At 33.5% G+C, this 15,214-nt stretch carries 17 protein-coding genes; 4 read left to right on the top strand and 13 right to left on the bottom strand.

What is annotated here, in order from left to right; translation table 11 throughout:
* Positions 1-15: 15 nt before the first annotated feature.
* From BM203_RS00305 to typA, 6 genes are all read right to left on the bottom strand, one after another.
* The gene (locus BM203_RS00305) at positions 16-1,065 is read right to left on the bottom strand and encodes a SepM family pheromone-processing serine protease (protein ID WP_090091824.1); all 1,050 of its coding nucleotides are present in this window, start codon (positions 1,063-1,065) and stop codon (positions 16-18) included.
* Entirely contained in the window at positions 1,058-1,552 is a 495-nt protein-coding gene (gene coaD / locus BM203_RS00300) for a pantetheine-phosphate adenylyltransferase (protein ID WP_090091822.1), read from the bottom strand. The genes BM203_RS00305 and coaD overlap by 8 nt, the downstream gene beginning before the upstream one ends.
* Positions 1,552-2,103, bottom strand: coding sequence for a 16S rRNA (guanine(966)-N(2))-methyltransferase RsmD (rsmD, locus tag BM203_RS00295; RefSeq protein ID WP_090091820.1), 552 nt, complete (start codon positions 2,101-2,103; stop codon positions 1,552-1,554). The genes coaD and rsmD overlap by 1 nt, the downstream gene beginning before the upstream one ends.
* Positions 2,104-2,105: 2 nt before the next feature.
* Positions 2,106-2,438 carry a YlbG family protein gene (locus BM203_RS00290; protein WP_090091818.1) on the bottom strand — a complete coding sequence of 111 codons (333 nt, stop codon included), beginning with the start codon at positions 2,436-2,438 and terminating at the stop codon, positions 2,106-2,108.
* Entirely contained in the window at positions 2,435-3,613 is a 1,179-nt protein-coding gene (locus tag BM203_RS00285; RefSeq protein ID WP_090091816.1) for an FtsW/RodA/SpoVE family cell cycle protein, read from the bottom strand. The genes BM203_RS00290 and BM203_RS00285 overlap by 4 nt, the downstream gene beginning before the upstream one ends.
* Before the next feature lie 88 nt (positions 3,614-3,701).
* Entirely contained in the window at positions 3,702-5,543 is a 1,842-nt protein-coding gene (gene typA, locus BM203_RS00280) for a translational GTPase TypA (protein WP_090091814.1), read from the bottom strand.
* Between the two features lie 257 nt (positions 5,544-5,800).
* Here typA and def point away from each other — a divergent pair, with 257 nt between their 5' ends.
* The 4 genes from def (at position 5,801) to BM203_RS00260 (ending at position 9,444) form a co-directional block, all read left to right on the top strand.
* On the top strand, positions 5,801-6,355 hold the full coding sequence (gene def, locus BM203_RS00275; RefSeq protein ID WP_090091812.1) for a peptide deformylase: 555 nt from the start codon (positions 5,801-5,803) through the stop codon (positions 6,353-6,355).
* Positions 6,356-6,551: 196 nt separating this feature from the next.
* Entirely contained in the window at positions 6,552-6,776 is a 225-nt protein-coding gene (locus BM203_RS00270) for a DNA-dependent RNA polymerase subunit epsilon (RefSeq protein WP_090091810.1), read from the top strand.
* Positions 6,777-6,781: 5 nt separating this feature from the next.
* A complete protein-coding gene (rnjA, locus tag BM203_RS00265; protein WP_090091808.1) occupies positions 6,782-8,461 on the top strand; it encodes a ribonuclease J1 in 1,680 nt (559 codons plus the stop codon).
* Between the two features lie 32 nt (positions 8,462-8,493).
* On the top strand, positions 8,494-9,444 hold the full coding sequence (locus BM203_RS00260; RefSeq protein ID WP_090091806.1) for a diacylglycerol/lipid kinase family protein: 951 nt from the start codon (positions 8,494-8,496) through the stop codon (positions 9,442-9,444).
* A 145-nt stretch (positions 9,445-9,589) separates the two neighbouring features.
* On the opposite strand, the gene BM203_RS08620 is transcribed toward BM203_RS00260, so the two are convergent.
* From BM203_RS08620 to BM203_RS00230, 7 genes are all read right to left on the bottom strand, one after another.
* Positions 9,590-9,715: a hypothetical protein gene (locus BM203_RS08620; RefSeq protein WP_280139152.1), complete on the bottom strand. Its 126-nt coding sequence runs from the start codon at positions 9,713-9,715 to the stop codon at positions 9,590-9,592.
* Positions 9,716-10,152: 437 nt separating this feature from the next.
* The gene (locus BM203_RS00255; RefSeq protein ID WP_090091805.1) at positions 10,153-11,595 is read right to left on the bottom strand and encodes an SLAP domain-containing protein; all 1,443 of its coding nucleotides are present in this window, start codon (positions 11,593-11,595) and stop codon (positions 10,153-10,155) included.
* Positions 11,596-11,721: 126 nt separating this feature from the next.
* Entirely contained in the window at positions 11,722-12,357 is a 636-nt protein-coding gene (locus BM203_RS00250) for a hypothetical protein (RefSeq protein ID WP_090091803.1), read from the bottom strand.
* Between the two features lie 12 nt (positions 12,358-12,369).
* Complete coding sequence (locus tag BM203_RS00245) at positions 12,370-12,966, bottom strand: aggregation-promoting factor C-terminal-like domain-containing protein (RefSeq protein ID WP_456073079.1); 597 nt, start codon at positions 12,964-12,966, stop codon at positions 12,370-12,372.
* Positions 12,967-13,336: 370 nt separating this feature from the next.
* A complete protein-coding gene (locus BM203_RS00240) occupies positions 13,337-14,008 on the bottom strand; it encodes a hypothetical protein (protein ID WP_090091801.1) in 672 nt (223 codons plus the stop codon).
* A gap of 155 nt (positions 14,009-14,163) precedes the next feature.
* The gene (locus tag BM203_RS00235) at positions 14,164-14,385 is read right to left on the bottom strand and encodes a hypothetical protein (RefSeq protein ID WP_090091800.1); all 222 of its coding nucleotides are present in this window, start codon (positions 14,383-14,385) and stop codon (positions 14,164-14,166) included.
* A gap of 208 nt (positions 14,386-14,593) precedes the next feature.
* The gene (locus BM203_RS00230; RefSeq protein WP_342028390.1) at positions 14,594-15,106 is read right to left on the bottom strand and encodes a GNAT family N-acetyltransferase; all 513 of its coding nucleotides are present in this window, start codon (positions 15,104-15,106) and stop codon (positions 14,594-14,596) included.
* Positions 15,107-15,214: the final 108 nt, after the last annotated feature.

Below are 15,214 nucleotides of genomic sequence, written 5' to 3'. Positions count from 1 at the left end.
TTTTTCTGAGCTTTTTTAATAATTATTTGTCAAATAGTTTATTGCATCATCGACTGTACGCACTGGAACTATTTTCATTTTAGTACCAATTTTTTGGGCAATTTTTTTAGCAACTACATAATTACTTTCAGATTGTTTGACTACCGAAGTATCCGTTGGAGCAAAAAACACTTCTGCTCCAGCTTTATCAGCAGCCACAACTTTTTTGTCTACTCCACCAATGACACCAACTTTACCATCAGGTGTAACTGTACCAGTACCCGCTATCTTATGTCCCTTAGCTAATTTACCTTGAGTAAAAATTTCATAACTTGTTAACGTAAACATTAAACCTGCCGATGGACCACCGATTTCACCAGCATCAATTTTAAGTTTAGGCTTGGTAGTTACTTTAATATGTTCAACTAACTGAATGCCAATTCCGGCCTTGCCAGTGCCTGCAACTTTAATAATTTTTCCGGAAAAAGTATAGTACTTTTGGTTTCGTAAAACTTTAATTTTAACTTTTGTACCAATCTTTTTCTTTTGAAAGTATGACATCATTTCTGCAGTTGAATGAAAGTTATAATGATCAGCGCCAAGAACTGTATCGCCAACCTTGAGTTTATTTTTAAAGCTAGAATTCTTTTGCACTTGCATCACATAGACGCCTTCATAATTTAACTTTGGCCTTAATCTAGCTCTTTTAGCAGCATAATAAATGGCATTCTGCTGACTAGTTTGCATATACCATTTTTGTAATTCTTGATATTGACTATTGGTAGCATTGCCTAATAGTTCATCTTTGGGTACTCTAGTAGCAAATTTTTGGGTGTAACTTAGCAGATATTCCAAAACTGATGCCGGTTGACTAGTTTCACTAACCGTAACCAAATAAAAATTTGGGGGTACTTTTTTTTGGCTTTTAATAAAGTGATTAGTGGCCACAGCCTCACCAGGCATTTCAATATAATAATTAGTTGGCCAACTTAAGCCAACAATTATTGCTAATATCGTTAGAATTAAAAGTAGCCATTCAAATGTAGTTTGCTTACTTTTTTTATTTTGTTGCTTCGTATTAGTCATTATTAATTGACCTCATTTTTTTCTTCAATTCCCGAGCAGCAGCTACTGGTAAAAATGATTCAACTTCTCCCTCAAACCGTGCAACTTCCTTAACGATACTTGAAGCAACAAAACTTTCTTGAGGTTGAGTAAATAATAAAATTGTCTCAATTTCTGGTGCCAGAACTTTATTCATGGCTGCAATTTGCTGTTCATATAAGAAATCCTCTGTATTCCGTACACCGCGAACAATTGCCGTCGCACCTAATTGCCGTGCAACATTGACTGTCAGTTGGTCGGGTCTTTTGATAACTTGAACGTTGGCTAAATTACTTACTGCATCTTCAACCAAATTTACTCGTTCATCAGGTGAAAAAAGACAATGCTTAGCAGTATTAGTCATTATTAATACATCTACTTGATCGAATAACTTAGCTGCCTGCTTAATTATTCCAACGTGTCCGTTAGTAACTGGATCAAAACTGCCAGGAAAGAGTGCTTTGGTCATTATTTTTCCTTTCGATAAAAGCTAACTATCGTTCGTCCTAGGTGATGTTGTTTTTCCAAACTAAAGCCACTAACTTCACCTAAATTACTTCCTTCATCTGTTTCTGCTACAACAATCGCTTGTTCAGCTAGCAAATCTAATCTAACCATTTTTTGCATATCGGTACTGATTTGCTGCTTAGCATAGGGGGGATCCAAGAAGACCAAATTAAATTTTTGCCCTTTAGTAGAAAATTGCTTAAGTGCTAAATTACTTGACATTTTATATACATCAAATCGGTTTTCCTCACCAGTCAAGGCGACATTTTTCCGAATTATCGCGACTGCTTGATAGTTAATATCGACAATAGTTGCGTGACTATAGCCACGTGAGACTGCTTCTATTGCTAATGCGCCGCTACCGCCATATAAATCCAATACTTGCCCACCAGTAAAAAATTGGCCTAAACTGTTAAATAACGATTCTTTGACTTTATCACTTGTAGGCCTAGTTTTTTGACTCTTCAAAGTAAATAAATTTCGTTTTGCAAATTTACCAGAAATAATTCTCATCGTTAATTTTCCATATCTTTATTTTTTTCTAACTCTTCTCCAGCAGTCTTAGCCATTTCGCTTATTTGTTGTTCAATGTGCTTACTGTCTAGATTAATGTTATCTGCCATAGTTTTTTCAATACAATTGATAAAATCCTGAGCCTCTAATATTGTAATTATCTTTTCCACATCATTTTGATTGACATATAGAATACAATAGCGCAATTTATTTGAAGAATAAACAATATCACCGAAACGACGTAACTTATATTGATTACTTATGGAATTAAGATAAACAATTAGTCCTTGTCTCGAAGTTAACTGGGTATTAGCCAGGTCTTGATTAACACTCATCTATTATCCATTTCCCTTCTTATCTTTTCGTTAGCAGCTATATTAAGAGCAAGTCCTATTGCCGTAGATAAAACAATTAAGGACGACCCCCCATATGAAATAAATGGCAACGTAACTCCTGTAATTGGTAATAGTCCAATAACTGCACCAACATTAAATAATGTTTCAGTAAATATAATTGTAGTAATGCCAAAACAAACTAGTGCATTAAATTGTGACTTAGCCTTTATTCCAACTTCCATAATCCGCCACATTAAATAAAATAATATGCCCAACACTACCAAAGCACCAATAACACCTAGTTCTTCAGTTATAATAGATAAAATAAAGTCAGTATATGGTTCCGGTAAATAGCCTCTTTTCTGCATACTATTACCTAGACCAACACCAAACAAGCCACCATTGTGAATAGCATAATAGGAATTAACCAATTGAGCGCCACCCTTTTGCTCAAGTTCAAATGGATGCATAAAAGACATTAGTCGTTGATATTGATAATTATCTTGTAAGAATTTAGGATTCCAATGAATAATTAAAAAAACTAGTAAAGTAACAGTTGCAGCAATACTAAATAAAAAAATCAACGCATTTTTAACCGGGATTCCTGATAAAGAGAACATAACAATGACTATCATTGCTAAAATTGCCGTACCGCCTAAATCCGGTTCAATAACTACTAAAAACATCATAAATGCAGCTAAAATTGCAGGTCGATATAAGTTTTCAACAATATTACCCTTACTAAAACTGCCATCGTGTCGATCTAAAAAATAAGCCAAATAAATGACCAAGGCTAGTTTTGCAATTTCTAGTGGCTGTATTTTGATTACTTTTAGATCAATCCAGCCAACTGCGCCATTAACGGCAGCGTCAGAACCTTTAATAATCTTTAAAGCAATTAAATATAGTAATAAAATCAAGCTGATTTCTAAAAAGCAAATAACAAATTTGCGCTCTTTAAAAATTTCCAATTTTAAAAAGAAACTTAAGCTAGCAAAAACAAAAATAGCAATTATGGCATACCAAGCCTGCCGTATACCATAAAAACTTGGCTTAAAACCATTAACTAACATAATGTTTGAACTAGCAGAATATACCATAATTATTCCAAAAATAACTAGCAATAAATATGGTACCAAAATTGAAAAATCAAGATGATGTAATTTTTGGCGCACAAGTAGACCTCCTATTAAGTAAGTTGTCTCTGTAATTATAAAACAAAAAAGACACCACTTCATTAGTGAGTGCCTTTAATATTGTTACTTAATTACGATTACGCTTTTTATCAGCCTTTTGTCGTTCAGAAGTATTTAAAATCTTTTTACGAAGACGAATAGATTCTGGAGTTACTTCACAATATTCATCATCATTTAAAAATTCAATTGCTTCTTCTAAAGTCATATTCTTCGGTGTTCTAATTGCAGCCGCATGGTCCTTACCAGCTGCCCGCGTGTTAGTTAAATTCTTACCCTTAATAACGTTAACTGCAATGTCGCGATCACGTGAAGACTGACCAACAATCATTCCTTCATAGACTTCAACACCCGCGCCAATAAATAACTCACCACGTTGTTCAACGGTTTGTAAAGAATATGTAGTTGACTTACCTTGACTGATTGAAACTAAAGCGCCATTTTTACGTCCAGGTTCCCAATTCTTTACCACAGGCTTATATGAATCAAAGCTGTGGTTCATAATGCCATAACCACCTGTTTGCGACATGAATTCGTTGTTATAGCCGATTAATCCGCGCGATGGAACCAAGAAATCTAAACGAGTTTGGTTATTGCCGGTTGAAGCCATATTCTTCATTTCACCTTTTCTTTGGGAAAGAGAATCGATTACCGAACCAACATATTCATCAGGAGTATCAACTTGAACTGCTTCAAATGGCTCACACATCGTACCATCAATTTCACGGTAAATAACCTTTGGCCGAGATAATTGTAATTCGAAGCCTTCACGACGTAGCTCTTCAACTAAAATGGAAAGGTGTAATTCCCCACGTCCAGAAACAGTCCAGGCATTAATTTGATCTGTAGGCTCAACTTTCAATGAAACATCAGTCCGCGTCTGTTTAATTAAGCGATCTTCTAATTTCTTTGGGGTAACTTTATCACCTTCACGTCCAGCAAAAGGTGAATCACTAGCAACAAAATCCATTTGTAAGGTTGGTGGATCAATTTTAAGAAATGGCAGTGCTTCAGGTTCTTCAGCTGAAGCAATCGTTTCTCCAACAAAAATATCATTAATGCCACTAATTGCAATAATGTCACCAGCTTTGGCTTCAGTTATTTCATTACGCTTAAGCCCAAAGAAACCAAATAATTTGGTAACACGAAAATTCTGACTTGAACCATCGCGCTTCATAACTGTGATATTATCGCCTACCTTAACTTGACCGCGGTAGATACGACCAACGCCTATTCGGCCTACATAATCATCCCAATCAAGCATTGTAATCTGGAATTGTAATGGCTCATCAACATTATCAATAGGAGCTGGGATTGTCTTAATGATGGTTTCAAAAATTGGATCCATCGTTTCTTTTTGGGTTGAAAGATCTTCATCATAAGAAGAAGTACCATTTAAAGCTGAGGCATAAACAACTGGAAAGTCTAATTGCTCATCGTTAGCACCGAGTTCGATAAATAATTCAAGTACTTCATCTAATACCTCTTTCGGACGAGCTCCTGGACGATCAATTTTATTGATAACAACGACAGGTTTAACACCAGCTTCTAGTGCCTTCTTCAGAACGAAACGAGTTTGCGGCATTGTGCCTTCATATGCATCAACTAAAAGTAAGGCACCATCAACCATATGCATAATTCGCTCAACTTCACCACCAAAATCAGCATGTCCTGGTGTATCTAAAATATTAATGGTAGTGTCACCAAATTTTACCGCAGTATTCTTAGATAAAATAGTAATACCACGCTCACGTTCAATATCATTTGAATCCATTGCTCGGTCTTCTATAGTCATGTGTTCAGACAGAGTATCGGATTGCTTCAACAATTGATTAACTAAAGTAGTTTTACCATGGTCAACGTGAGCTATAATGGCTATATTTCTAATATCGTTTCTTCTTTTTTCTGACAAAAGTATTCCTCCTCCACTCCTCAATAAAAAAACTGTGACGTGGTCACAGTTTCGGCGGCACGTCAAAAACATGCTAATCGAAGTGTTTCATATCTGTATATTTACGCTCATTGATTTTAACACCTAACTATAACAACGGTCAACGTTTATCCCTCTTTTTCAAATCAAAAATTTAGTATAGAATAAAAACAGGACAAATTAGCCTAACCTATGTTAAAAATATAGATGTATAAATTTTTGTGAAAGAGTGAATGTAATTGATTTTAATGAAAGACATAACCCGTGATGGCAATCCAGTGTTACGAAAAGTAGCTGAACCTTTATCCTTCCCTTTAAGTGATCACTATAAAAAATTAGCCAACAGAATGATGGAATATTTGATTAATTCTCAAGATCCCAAAATTGCTCAAAAACACCAATTACGTGCTGGTGTTGGTTTAGCTGCACCACAAGTAGGAGAAAGTGTGCAAATGGCCGCTTTACTTGTACCCAATAATGAGGGCGAAATAGTTTTTAAAGACACATTTGTTAATCCGGAAATTTTATCTGAATCTGTTCAACAGGCTTGTTTAAGTGAAGGGGAAGGCTGCTTAAGCGTTGATGAAGTAATTGATGGCTATGTGCCTCGTCCTGACAAACTAAAAATAAAATATTACACAGTTGATGGAACTGAAAAAATAATTAATTTAAAAGATTACCCTGCAATTGTTGCTTCTCATGAAATTGAACATTTACGCGGACATTTATTTTATGATCGAATTAATAAACAAGACCCATTTAAACTAGCTGACGATACTGTCATTGTTTACTAATTAAAGCCGCCAATACTAAGATCTTAGCCTCACAGACTCTAAGTTTTATACTTGTATCAGGCGGCTTTTTTAATTAATCCTGATAACTTGTTTCTATACTTGAAATAACAATTATGGTAGAATCTTACTAGCTGTTAGATACCTTGAGTATCTACATTCAGAACGTTTTTTAAAAAATATTAAGGAGAATACAAATATGATCTACAAAGTTTTGTATCAAAAAGACAAGGTTGTCAATCCTCGACGTGAAACAACCCAAACTCTTTATTTAGAGGCAGAAAATATGGTTACGGCTAGAACAATGGTTGAAGACAATACCCCCTATAATATCGAACTCATCCAAGAATTAGCCGGCAATTCACTGCAATACGAAAAAGAACACGCTGATTTTAAATTAACATCTTTTGAAAGTAAGAAGTAATTTAAGTGCGTATTAAAAATAATGAAGTTGCTATCGTAGCAATCGGGGGGTTGCACGAAATTGGCAAGAATATGTATTGTGTTCAATACCAAGATGAAATCGTCATTATGGATTGTGGTATTAAATTCCCTGAAGATGATTTACTTGGTATTAATTATGTTATTTCCGACTATTCCTATCTAATCAAAAATCGAAAAAAAATCAAAGCACTGGTTGTAAGTCACGGACATGAAGATCATATCGGAGGAATACCTTTTTTACTTGAAAAAATACCCGAAATTCCTGTTTATGCTACCCCATTTGCTCTTGCTTTAATCAAAGGTAAATTAGAAGAGCACGGAATCTTACGAACAACAGAATTGCATGAAGAACATGAAGATACTATATTAAAATTCAAAAAATTGTCCGTTAGCTTTTTTAGAACTACTCACTCAATTCCAGATACGTTGGGAATTGCCGTGCACACTCCATTAGGTGCGGTTATTTTTACAGGTGATTTTAAATTTGATTTAACTCCTGTTATGAACCAGCCAGCACCTAATTTTCAACAAATGGCTCAATTAGGTAATGAAGGAGTGCTAGCTTTATTATCAGATTCAACCAATGCCGAAGTAGCCCAATTTACTAAATCGGAACGGTTTGTAGCCAAATCATTGCATGACATTATTACAGGTATCCATGGCAGGATTATCTTCGCTACCTTTGCCTCTAATCTTTATCGCGTATCAACTGCAATCCAAGCAGCAATTGATACGGGACGTAAAGTAGCAATCTTTGGTCGAAGTATGGAGAATGGCGTACAAAATGGCATTGATTTAGGTTATCTTAGTGTTCCTGAAGGACTAATTGTTGATGCTAATGAAATTAATCATACTCCACCTGATGAAGTAATGATTTTATGTACTGGTTCCCAAGGTGAGCCATTAGCTGCCCTTTCTCGAATTGCAAATGGAACTCATAGACAAATAAGTCTGCAACCAGAAGACACTGTTATTTTTTCTTCAAACCCAATTCCTGGAAATACGCTTAGTGTTAACCACCTGATTAACAAATTAATGGAAGGTGGAGCTACTGTTATCCATGGACGAGTAAATAATGTACATACTTCTGGCCATGGTGGGCAAGAAGAATTAAAAATCATGGTTAGATTGACTAAGCCTAAATATATGATTCCAGTTCATGGTGAGTACCGCATGCAAGTAATTCATACCGAACTGGCACAAGCTGCCGGGATACCAGCAGACCACACTTTTGTTTTAGAGAACGGCGAAGTAATTTGTTTTGGACCAGAAGGTTCACGAATTGCTGGGCACATTCCTGCTGGAGATGTTTATGTCGATACATCCGGGACAGCTGATGTGGGAAATGTAGTGGTTCATGATCGCCAAGTTTTATCAGAAGATGGTCTAGTTGTTGTAGTTGCCACTGTTGACTATAAGCATAAACGAGTTTTAGCAGGACCTGATGTTTTAAGTCGTGGCTTTGTTTATATGCGTGAATCTACTGATTTAATCAGTCAAACACAAAAGCATATTTATCATATTCTTAAAACTGAAATGGATAAAACTGACAATCCCAAAGATAGTATTATTCGTAAGGCAATTGTTGATAATCTTGCTGATTTTTTATATTCAAAAACTAAAAGACGACCGATGATTTTACCAATGCTAGTTGAAAAGAAGTAAAGTTTCTGATTTTGCTTTAAAAATAAGGATTAATGAACAAAAAACTAAGATTACACCTGCTTGTTAATGAAACTGCCGGTAATGGACGAGCCAAAAAAATACTTTATCAATTGGTTTTACTCTTAATAAATGAAAATATTGATTTTGATATTAAGAAAAGTACCTATGCGGGACAAACAATCAAACTTGCTCAAGAATACGGTAGCAATATACATAATGAAGGTGAAGTACTAATAGTAATTGGTGGTGATGGGTCACTTAATGAGGCGCTTAATGGAATTAAACGCTCAAGCAATCCCGAGACCCCCTTTGCTTATTTACCTGCTGGAACTGGTAATGACTTTGCCCGAGCAGCTAAGTTATCTTCTGATCCAAAACTTTTGTTGCTACGCTTAAAGAAAAGCCTAATACCTGATAAAGTTGATTGTGGCTCATTTCAAATAGATGGTCATCTTAATCAACTTTATTATTTTGCCAATAGTTTTGGTATTGGTTTTGATGCATGTGTTAACCACTTAAGCAATATTTCCGAATTAAAAAAAATCTTGAATAAGTTAGATAAAGGTAAACTTGTCTATGGCCTAAATATTTTATTCGGCTTGCGTAAACAAGACACTTTTAATGTTGAAATTAAGAGTGGTCATCAACAATGGTATTATCAAAAAGCTTTTTTAGTTACTACAACTAACCATCCTTATTTAGGGGGTGGTATTCCCCTATTACCTAGTGCTCGAATTGACAATCATAAAATTGATACCGTAGTCGTTGAAAAATTTGGTCTAAATAAATTAGTCAAACTTTTTATTAACTTGTTAAAGGATGGTTCGCATATTCACGATCCCCAATTTCATTATATTGAAGCAGAAGAAATTACTGTCACTGTCAATAAAAAAGAGTTCGCACAGGTCGATGGTGAAGAAGTTAAGCTTAACTCTTTTAAGCTAGAATTTGCCGTCAAGCAATTTAACTTGTTCAGGTATTAAAAAATATAAAAAGCAAGAAATTTTAAAGTTTCTTGCTTTTTTATTTAAATTATTTATTACTATTTCTTTTCAGGACTGGTTAATCCGAACTAGCTAGATACTTTAACAAAAGTACCGCCACCAAGTATAACTTGATAAAATAATACTACTTTATTGTTATCATAACTTCTTTTTTACCAAAATGAATTATATTCGTAGCACTTTCGTTATGATCGTCCTTATCATAATATGGTACATCATATACCTGATTAAAGATGCTGGCCCAGGTCATTTGTTGTCTCACTATGTTTTTAAAATCATGATTACAAATAAATTACACACTCCAGGAGCAGTACCAAGGTCTACCCCAAAATCATTACTAATAGCAATTATATCAACAATTAATTTTTGCCCACTCTTTAAAATCTTAGGTAATAATTGGCCATGTCTATTTAATTATAATAATTGCCCTAAGCCATACTTAATAATTTTTGTTTAACTTTAATCAATAAACAAAGACAACAACTTTTTTAGCTTGAAGCTAATCGAATTCTGTGCAAAAAAGCAATATTAGTTTTTTATACTTACAATTTATTACATGTATAAGAAATTAGGGTATTTTTATTAACAATTTAGTAATAGCACAAAACATATAACAACTACATAATTTTTTTATTGAATTAAATTATGCAAGCCATAATGTTTAAAAATATATTTGTATACTTTTTATTATTTTTCCATTACATAATCAGAAATATTTAATTGCTTTTCCGATTTCAAACCAGTTATATTATCATATAAATGAAGAAAAAGTTTAGTTCTGTCTTGATTAAATTCGATTGCAATATTCATATTTTTCCCTTTATACTCTTCTCCTATTGACTTTTTAGCTAGCATATATACTTGATTGGTCTCTTCTTTCGTTAGATTATTAATATTTTTAACTACTATTTTCTTCCCATTTAATTTTTCAGTTGCATCTTGCAAACTCCAAATAGCCTGATTTATTTCTGCTTGAGTTGGCTGTGACTCTTGGACAACCTTTTTTCCATTATCAACCGCATGTAAATATGTATTCTTTTCTAAGTAACTACCAAATTTATATGGATCGCTGTTTTTAATGTTTGTTTCTTTATCTAGCAACCTTTGGAGACTCTCTTTATCATCATTAGAAGCTAATGCCACAAAATTTTTAGCTTCATCTGCTGTATTTATTGCTTTTAATTTTGATCCATAAATATACTTATTATCATTAGCCTTAATAAAATCAGTTGAATTACTAAACAATCCTTCATTAGGTTTATCACTTAATCTATAAAATAATTCAGCTCGACTATCACTCGGTACCCATATATATAATAATTCATTCACCGGTCGTTCCTTATATTTTTGAACTATATTTGTGCTTTTTGGTTTACCATTAATATCGTAAACTATAGGATTTTTGCCTATCATTACAGTAGTATAATTACTATATGGTAACAATTGCTGACGTGTAGCAATTCTCACTTTATCTGTATAAAGATATTGATTTTTATTTTTTATACCATAGAATGCTGACGGAGTATTTCCATCTATTTCATAATAATTCATATCTAAAGCAAATGGTGCAGCTTCACGATCAATAGTCACTTTTTTACCTATTTTTATTTTTTGGCCAGTATTATTTCGATGACTATCAAAAACATCTAATCCACCCTTAGAATTAGGAGTTACATGCTCAACAGTGGCAGTTGTTTGATTTGTATACAAACTAGCACCATCAATTTTATCAACATTTGCCGCTTTGATATAGCCACCGTGACCAATGCTGTAATATTTTTGTCCTCTAATTGTCTTATATGGCAAGTAGAACCAATTCCATTTATCATCATGGAACGAGTAACGCTTTGTATCCGGATTAGTTATTGCTTTAACCTGATCAGCATACTTAACTGTCGCCCCTTTTTTAAGTAAGCCATTACTTCCCTGGTAAGAGTACAATTTTTGCCCTCTTTGATTATAAATGCGCGTGTTGTGGTTTAATGTTAAGGTACCGTCTGTTGCAATTTTATTTTTCGTTTGGTCAATTGTTTGTGCTGCATGAGCTTGATTAAGACTAGTGGTAATTACTGGCACAGTTGCCAAAGCAACTGCCGCTAAACTAACTATTAATTTTTTGCTTTTTTTCATTTTTTATACCTCATAATAAAAAAGAAATAATATATTTACTAAATTATAGTTTATACTTCAAAGTAATAAGTTTTCTACTATGCGACCAAACAAAAAAGTGAGTAAAAATAGCTACTCACTCTTCTTTTAATTTGCTAATAAGTCACCTGGATGCTTACCAATTAGAAGTACCGGTGTTTCTGATATATCATTATGCTTTAAATAACGTTTTAACTGTTTAATTGAAGTATCAGCTATTGGCTTATTCTTACCAGTTAACTCGCCAGCTAACGTTTGTGCTTGCTCTAATAAAGCCGAAGTAGGTTCGTTATTATCTTTAGCAATCATTACTTTTAGTTCAGCATTAATTAGTGGTTGTAAGTCCTTATTAAATAGGTTTTTGTTATAAATACCATTCACATAATTGGTATAACCTTTATATTTTCCATCCTTAGAAATCAAATCAACGGAAATACTGTTTTTAATGGTTGTCAGCTTTCTGACCTTAAATAGTGTATGATTCTTAACAAGCTTCTTTAATACCTTTCGGCTGTATGATTTACCACCCTTGGCTGTTGTATTCTTATATAATGCGCCTTTACCAGCATGAGGTAATACAAAAACATACCCAGCTTTAGCTAACTTCTTAGTCCAAGCTTTATTAGTTACACGCTTAGGCTTTCCTATTTGCGCAACTTGGGCCGTAGTATTATTTGTGGTAGCCAACAGTTGTCCCGTCGATACTATCGTTAAAACAACCAAGACTTTAACTATTTTTTTCATATGCTTTTCTCACTAGTACCATTGATGTGCTTGCCAAAATTGTTTAGCTTTTTCCCATGAACCATACCGATTTTTGACATATCTATCTGCAGTTTTTTCTTGATTTACTTTACTGTAATCTCCATTAAGGTAAGACTTAGTTAATTGAAAACGCCCATAGTACTGACCATTGACGGCTGTATAACTATAGGTTGATTCATTATAAGCAATCCATACTTTTGCTGATCTATTTGCACTACTTAAATTATCATAGTACTTACTTTTTATACTTGCTGGAACATTAGCATACGGATTACCAACAGGATTACGACCATAAGATCGTAAAAGATCATTGCCAAAATCTAAAATGGTATTGTCGTTAACTGTACCTTCACTATAATCAGCAGCATGTTCAACATTTTGTGGTAAGTAAATTGGTGTTCCACTAGGGATCGGTGTATCAGGATCAAGATTATTATTAAGTTGCTCAACTACTGATAACTCAAGATTATTGTTTTCAGCAATTTGTCTTAATGATTGATTATCTTTATTAGCAACCGGAGCTATATCATTCTTAGAAATCGAAGGCAATGCTGTCGACTCTGCTGACGCAGTACTAGTGGTCAGCATCATGGATGCTGGCACTGTTGCTAACATAATTGCAGAAGAACATACTTCCAAAATTTTTTTAAATTTCATTTTTACGCCTCATTTCTCAAAAAAGTAATTATAAATTACATATTATTTTTAATAACATTATAACACTTATTTTAATTTTGTGTATGTTTTTTAAATATATAACAACATAATTTTAACATAGTGCAGATTAGTCGAAGTATTACTAAAGCATAGAACCACAAGACTAAATTTGGCAATAAATAATTTTTTTTGAATTTATAATTGTATATAATAAAAAAAGGCATTATTAATGAAATACGAAAACAAATTGCACTTAATTCCAGAAGAAAACCGCCAACTTGCCAAAACTTATCTGACCAAGCTAGTATTTACAACTGCTGAGATGACTGATCTTAAAGGCTGGACTTATCAAAATCGTTTTTTTTGGCGTTACATCAACTGCAGTGTTAATTGGAGTTACATCAGTTGCCGTATTTACTGGAGTTAAATGTTTACCAAAAAGATACTCAACGTCTGAAGCCTTAATATACTTAAACTCAGCATCTTTATAGAATTCTGTTCCTTCATAAAACAATTCTGCTTTATTTAAGCTCGGAACCCAAATATACCGTAAACTCTTGACATCTGTCTCGTGACCTTCTGCAATAGTTGGAAAAGCACTATCACTATCCTGAATACCATGAATATTATATATTGGACTCTTCCTTATAATACGTACACTCGTAAAATTACTATATGGTAGGATAACTTGCCTTGGTATTGAGCTTTTCTTAATATCTGCCCTCAAAACGAATTGCTGCTTATTATTTTTTAAGCGAAATACTTCCATATATGAATTTGACAAACCAAGTATATCCATTGAACCAGCTAAACTAACCCTATCGGAGGTGCGGTCAATTACTATTTTGGAGTCCTTCTTAATATACTTATTAGTAAAATTCCCTTGCGAATTAATTATTCTAGCATTATTACTTCTGCCTACTCCAGATTCTGTTATCTTCGCTAGCCGAACAGTAGCATAATTTGTATACAACCTATAACTATCAATTTCTTGAACATTAGCAGCTTTTATATAACCACCATGGCCAATACTATAATATTCCTGTCCCTTGATTGTTTTATATGGTAAATAGAACCAGTCCTGAAAATTTTCTTTATGGAAGGAGTAACGCTTTGTATCCGAATTAGTTATTGCTTTAACCTGATCAGCATACTTAACTGTCGCCCCTTTTTTAAGTAAGCCATTACTCCCTGGTAAGAGTACAATTTTTGCCCTCTTTGATTATAAATGCGCGTGTTGTGGTTTAATGTTAAGGTACCGTCTGTTGCAATTTTATTTTGCGTTTGGTCAATTGTTTGTGCTGCCTGAACTTGATTAAGACTAGTGGTAATTACTGGAACGGCTGCCAAAGCAACTGCCGCTAAACTAACTATTAATTTTTTACTTTTTTTCCTTTTTTATACCTCATAATAAAAAAGGAATAATATATTTACTAAATTATAGTTTATACTTGAAAATAATAAATTTCTATTGCGCAAGCAAAAAAGGGTAAGTAATTTTAAAAATTGCTTACCCTTTAAATTAAGTTATGTTACTTGCTAAATCCAATTAGTGGTATCATTCAACCTTAAATTTATGTAGACCGAAACTCATATAATGTAATAACTGATTAAGGATTTCCGCTTTAAATACTGTGCCAGTAGTCATAATCGCATATTGACCCTCAGCATCAATTAATTTTTTACCAGTTTGCTTAAAGCCATTGCGTTCATAAAAATGAAGCCGTTTTACCCGTTGATTATAGTTTAGTGCCAGACTATTAATTGGTTCAATATCTAAAATAATATCTTTATTGTAATAATTCTTTCTTAGAGCCTGTAATACTTTCGTACCATAACCCTGACCATGCTTAGCTGAAATAATTGCTAAGTAAGCTAAATAAACCGCTGTTTCTCCTTCAACTAAAAAGATTAAACCAACAAATTCTGTTTCGTTGTAAATAGCTTGAAAACGAGCTTTTTTTCGCAAAGCCATAACTAGTAGTTGCCAAGTATGGAATCTTTCAGCTTCAGGAAAAGCTTTTACGTATAATTCTTTTACTTTTCGATATTCCTCAGTTTGCCACTTAATGTTTTTAAAATGTAAAATAATATCCTAACTTTCTATATTGTTAAATCTAGTCTCTAGGATACAGCATAACAAATATGACATTATTAGCCAAGTAAGCAAGAAATATTT

The organism is Lactobacillus bombicola, from assembly GCF_900112665.1.
In the GTDB taxonomy this organism is placed as follows: Bacteria; Bacillota; Bacilli; order Lactobacillales; family Lactobacillaceae; genus Lactobacillus; species Lactobacillus bombicola.
This window is presented reverse-complemented; position numbering and strand designations above follow the sequence as displayed.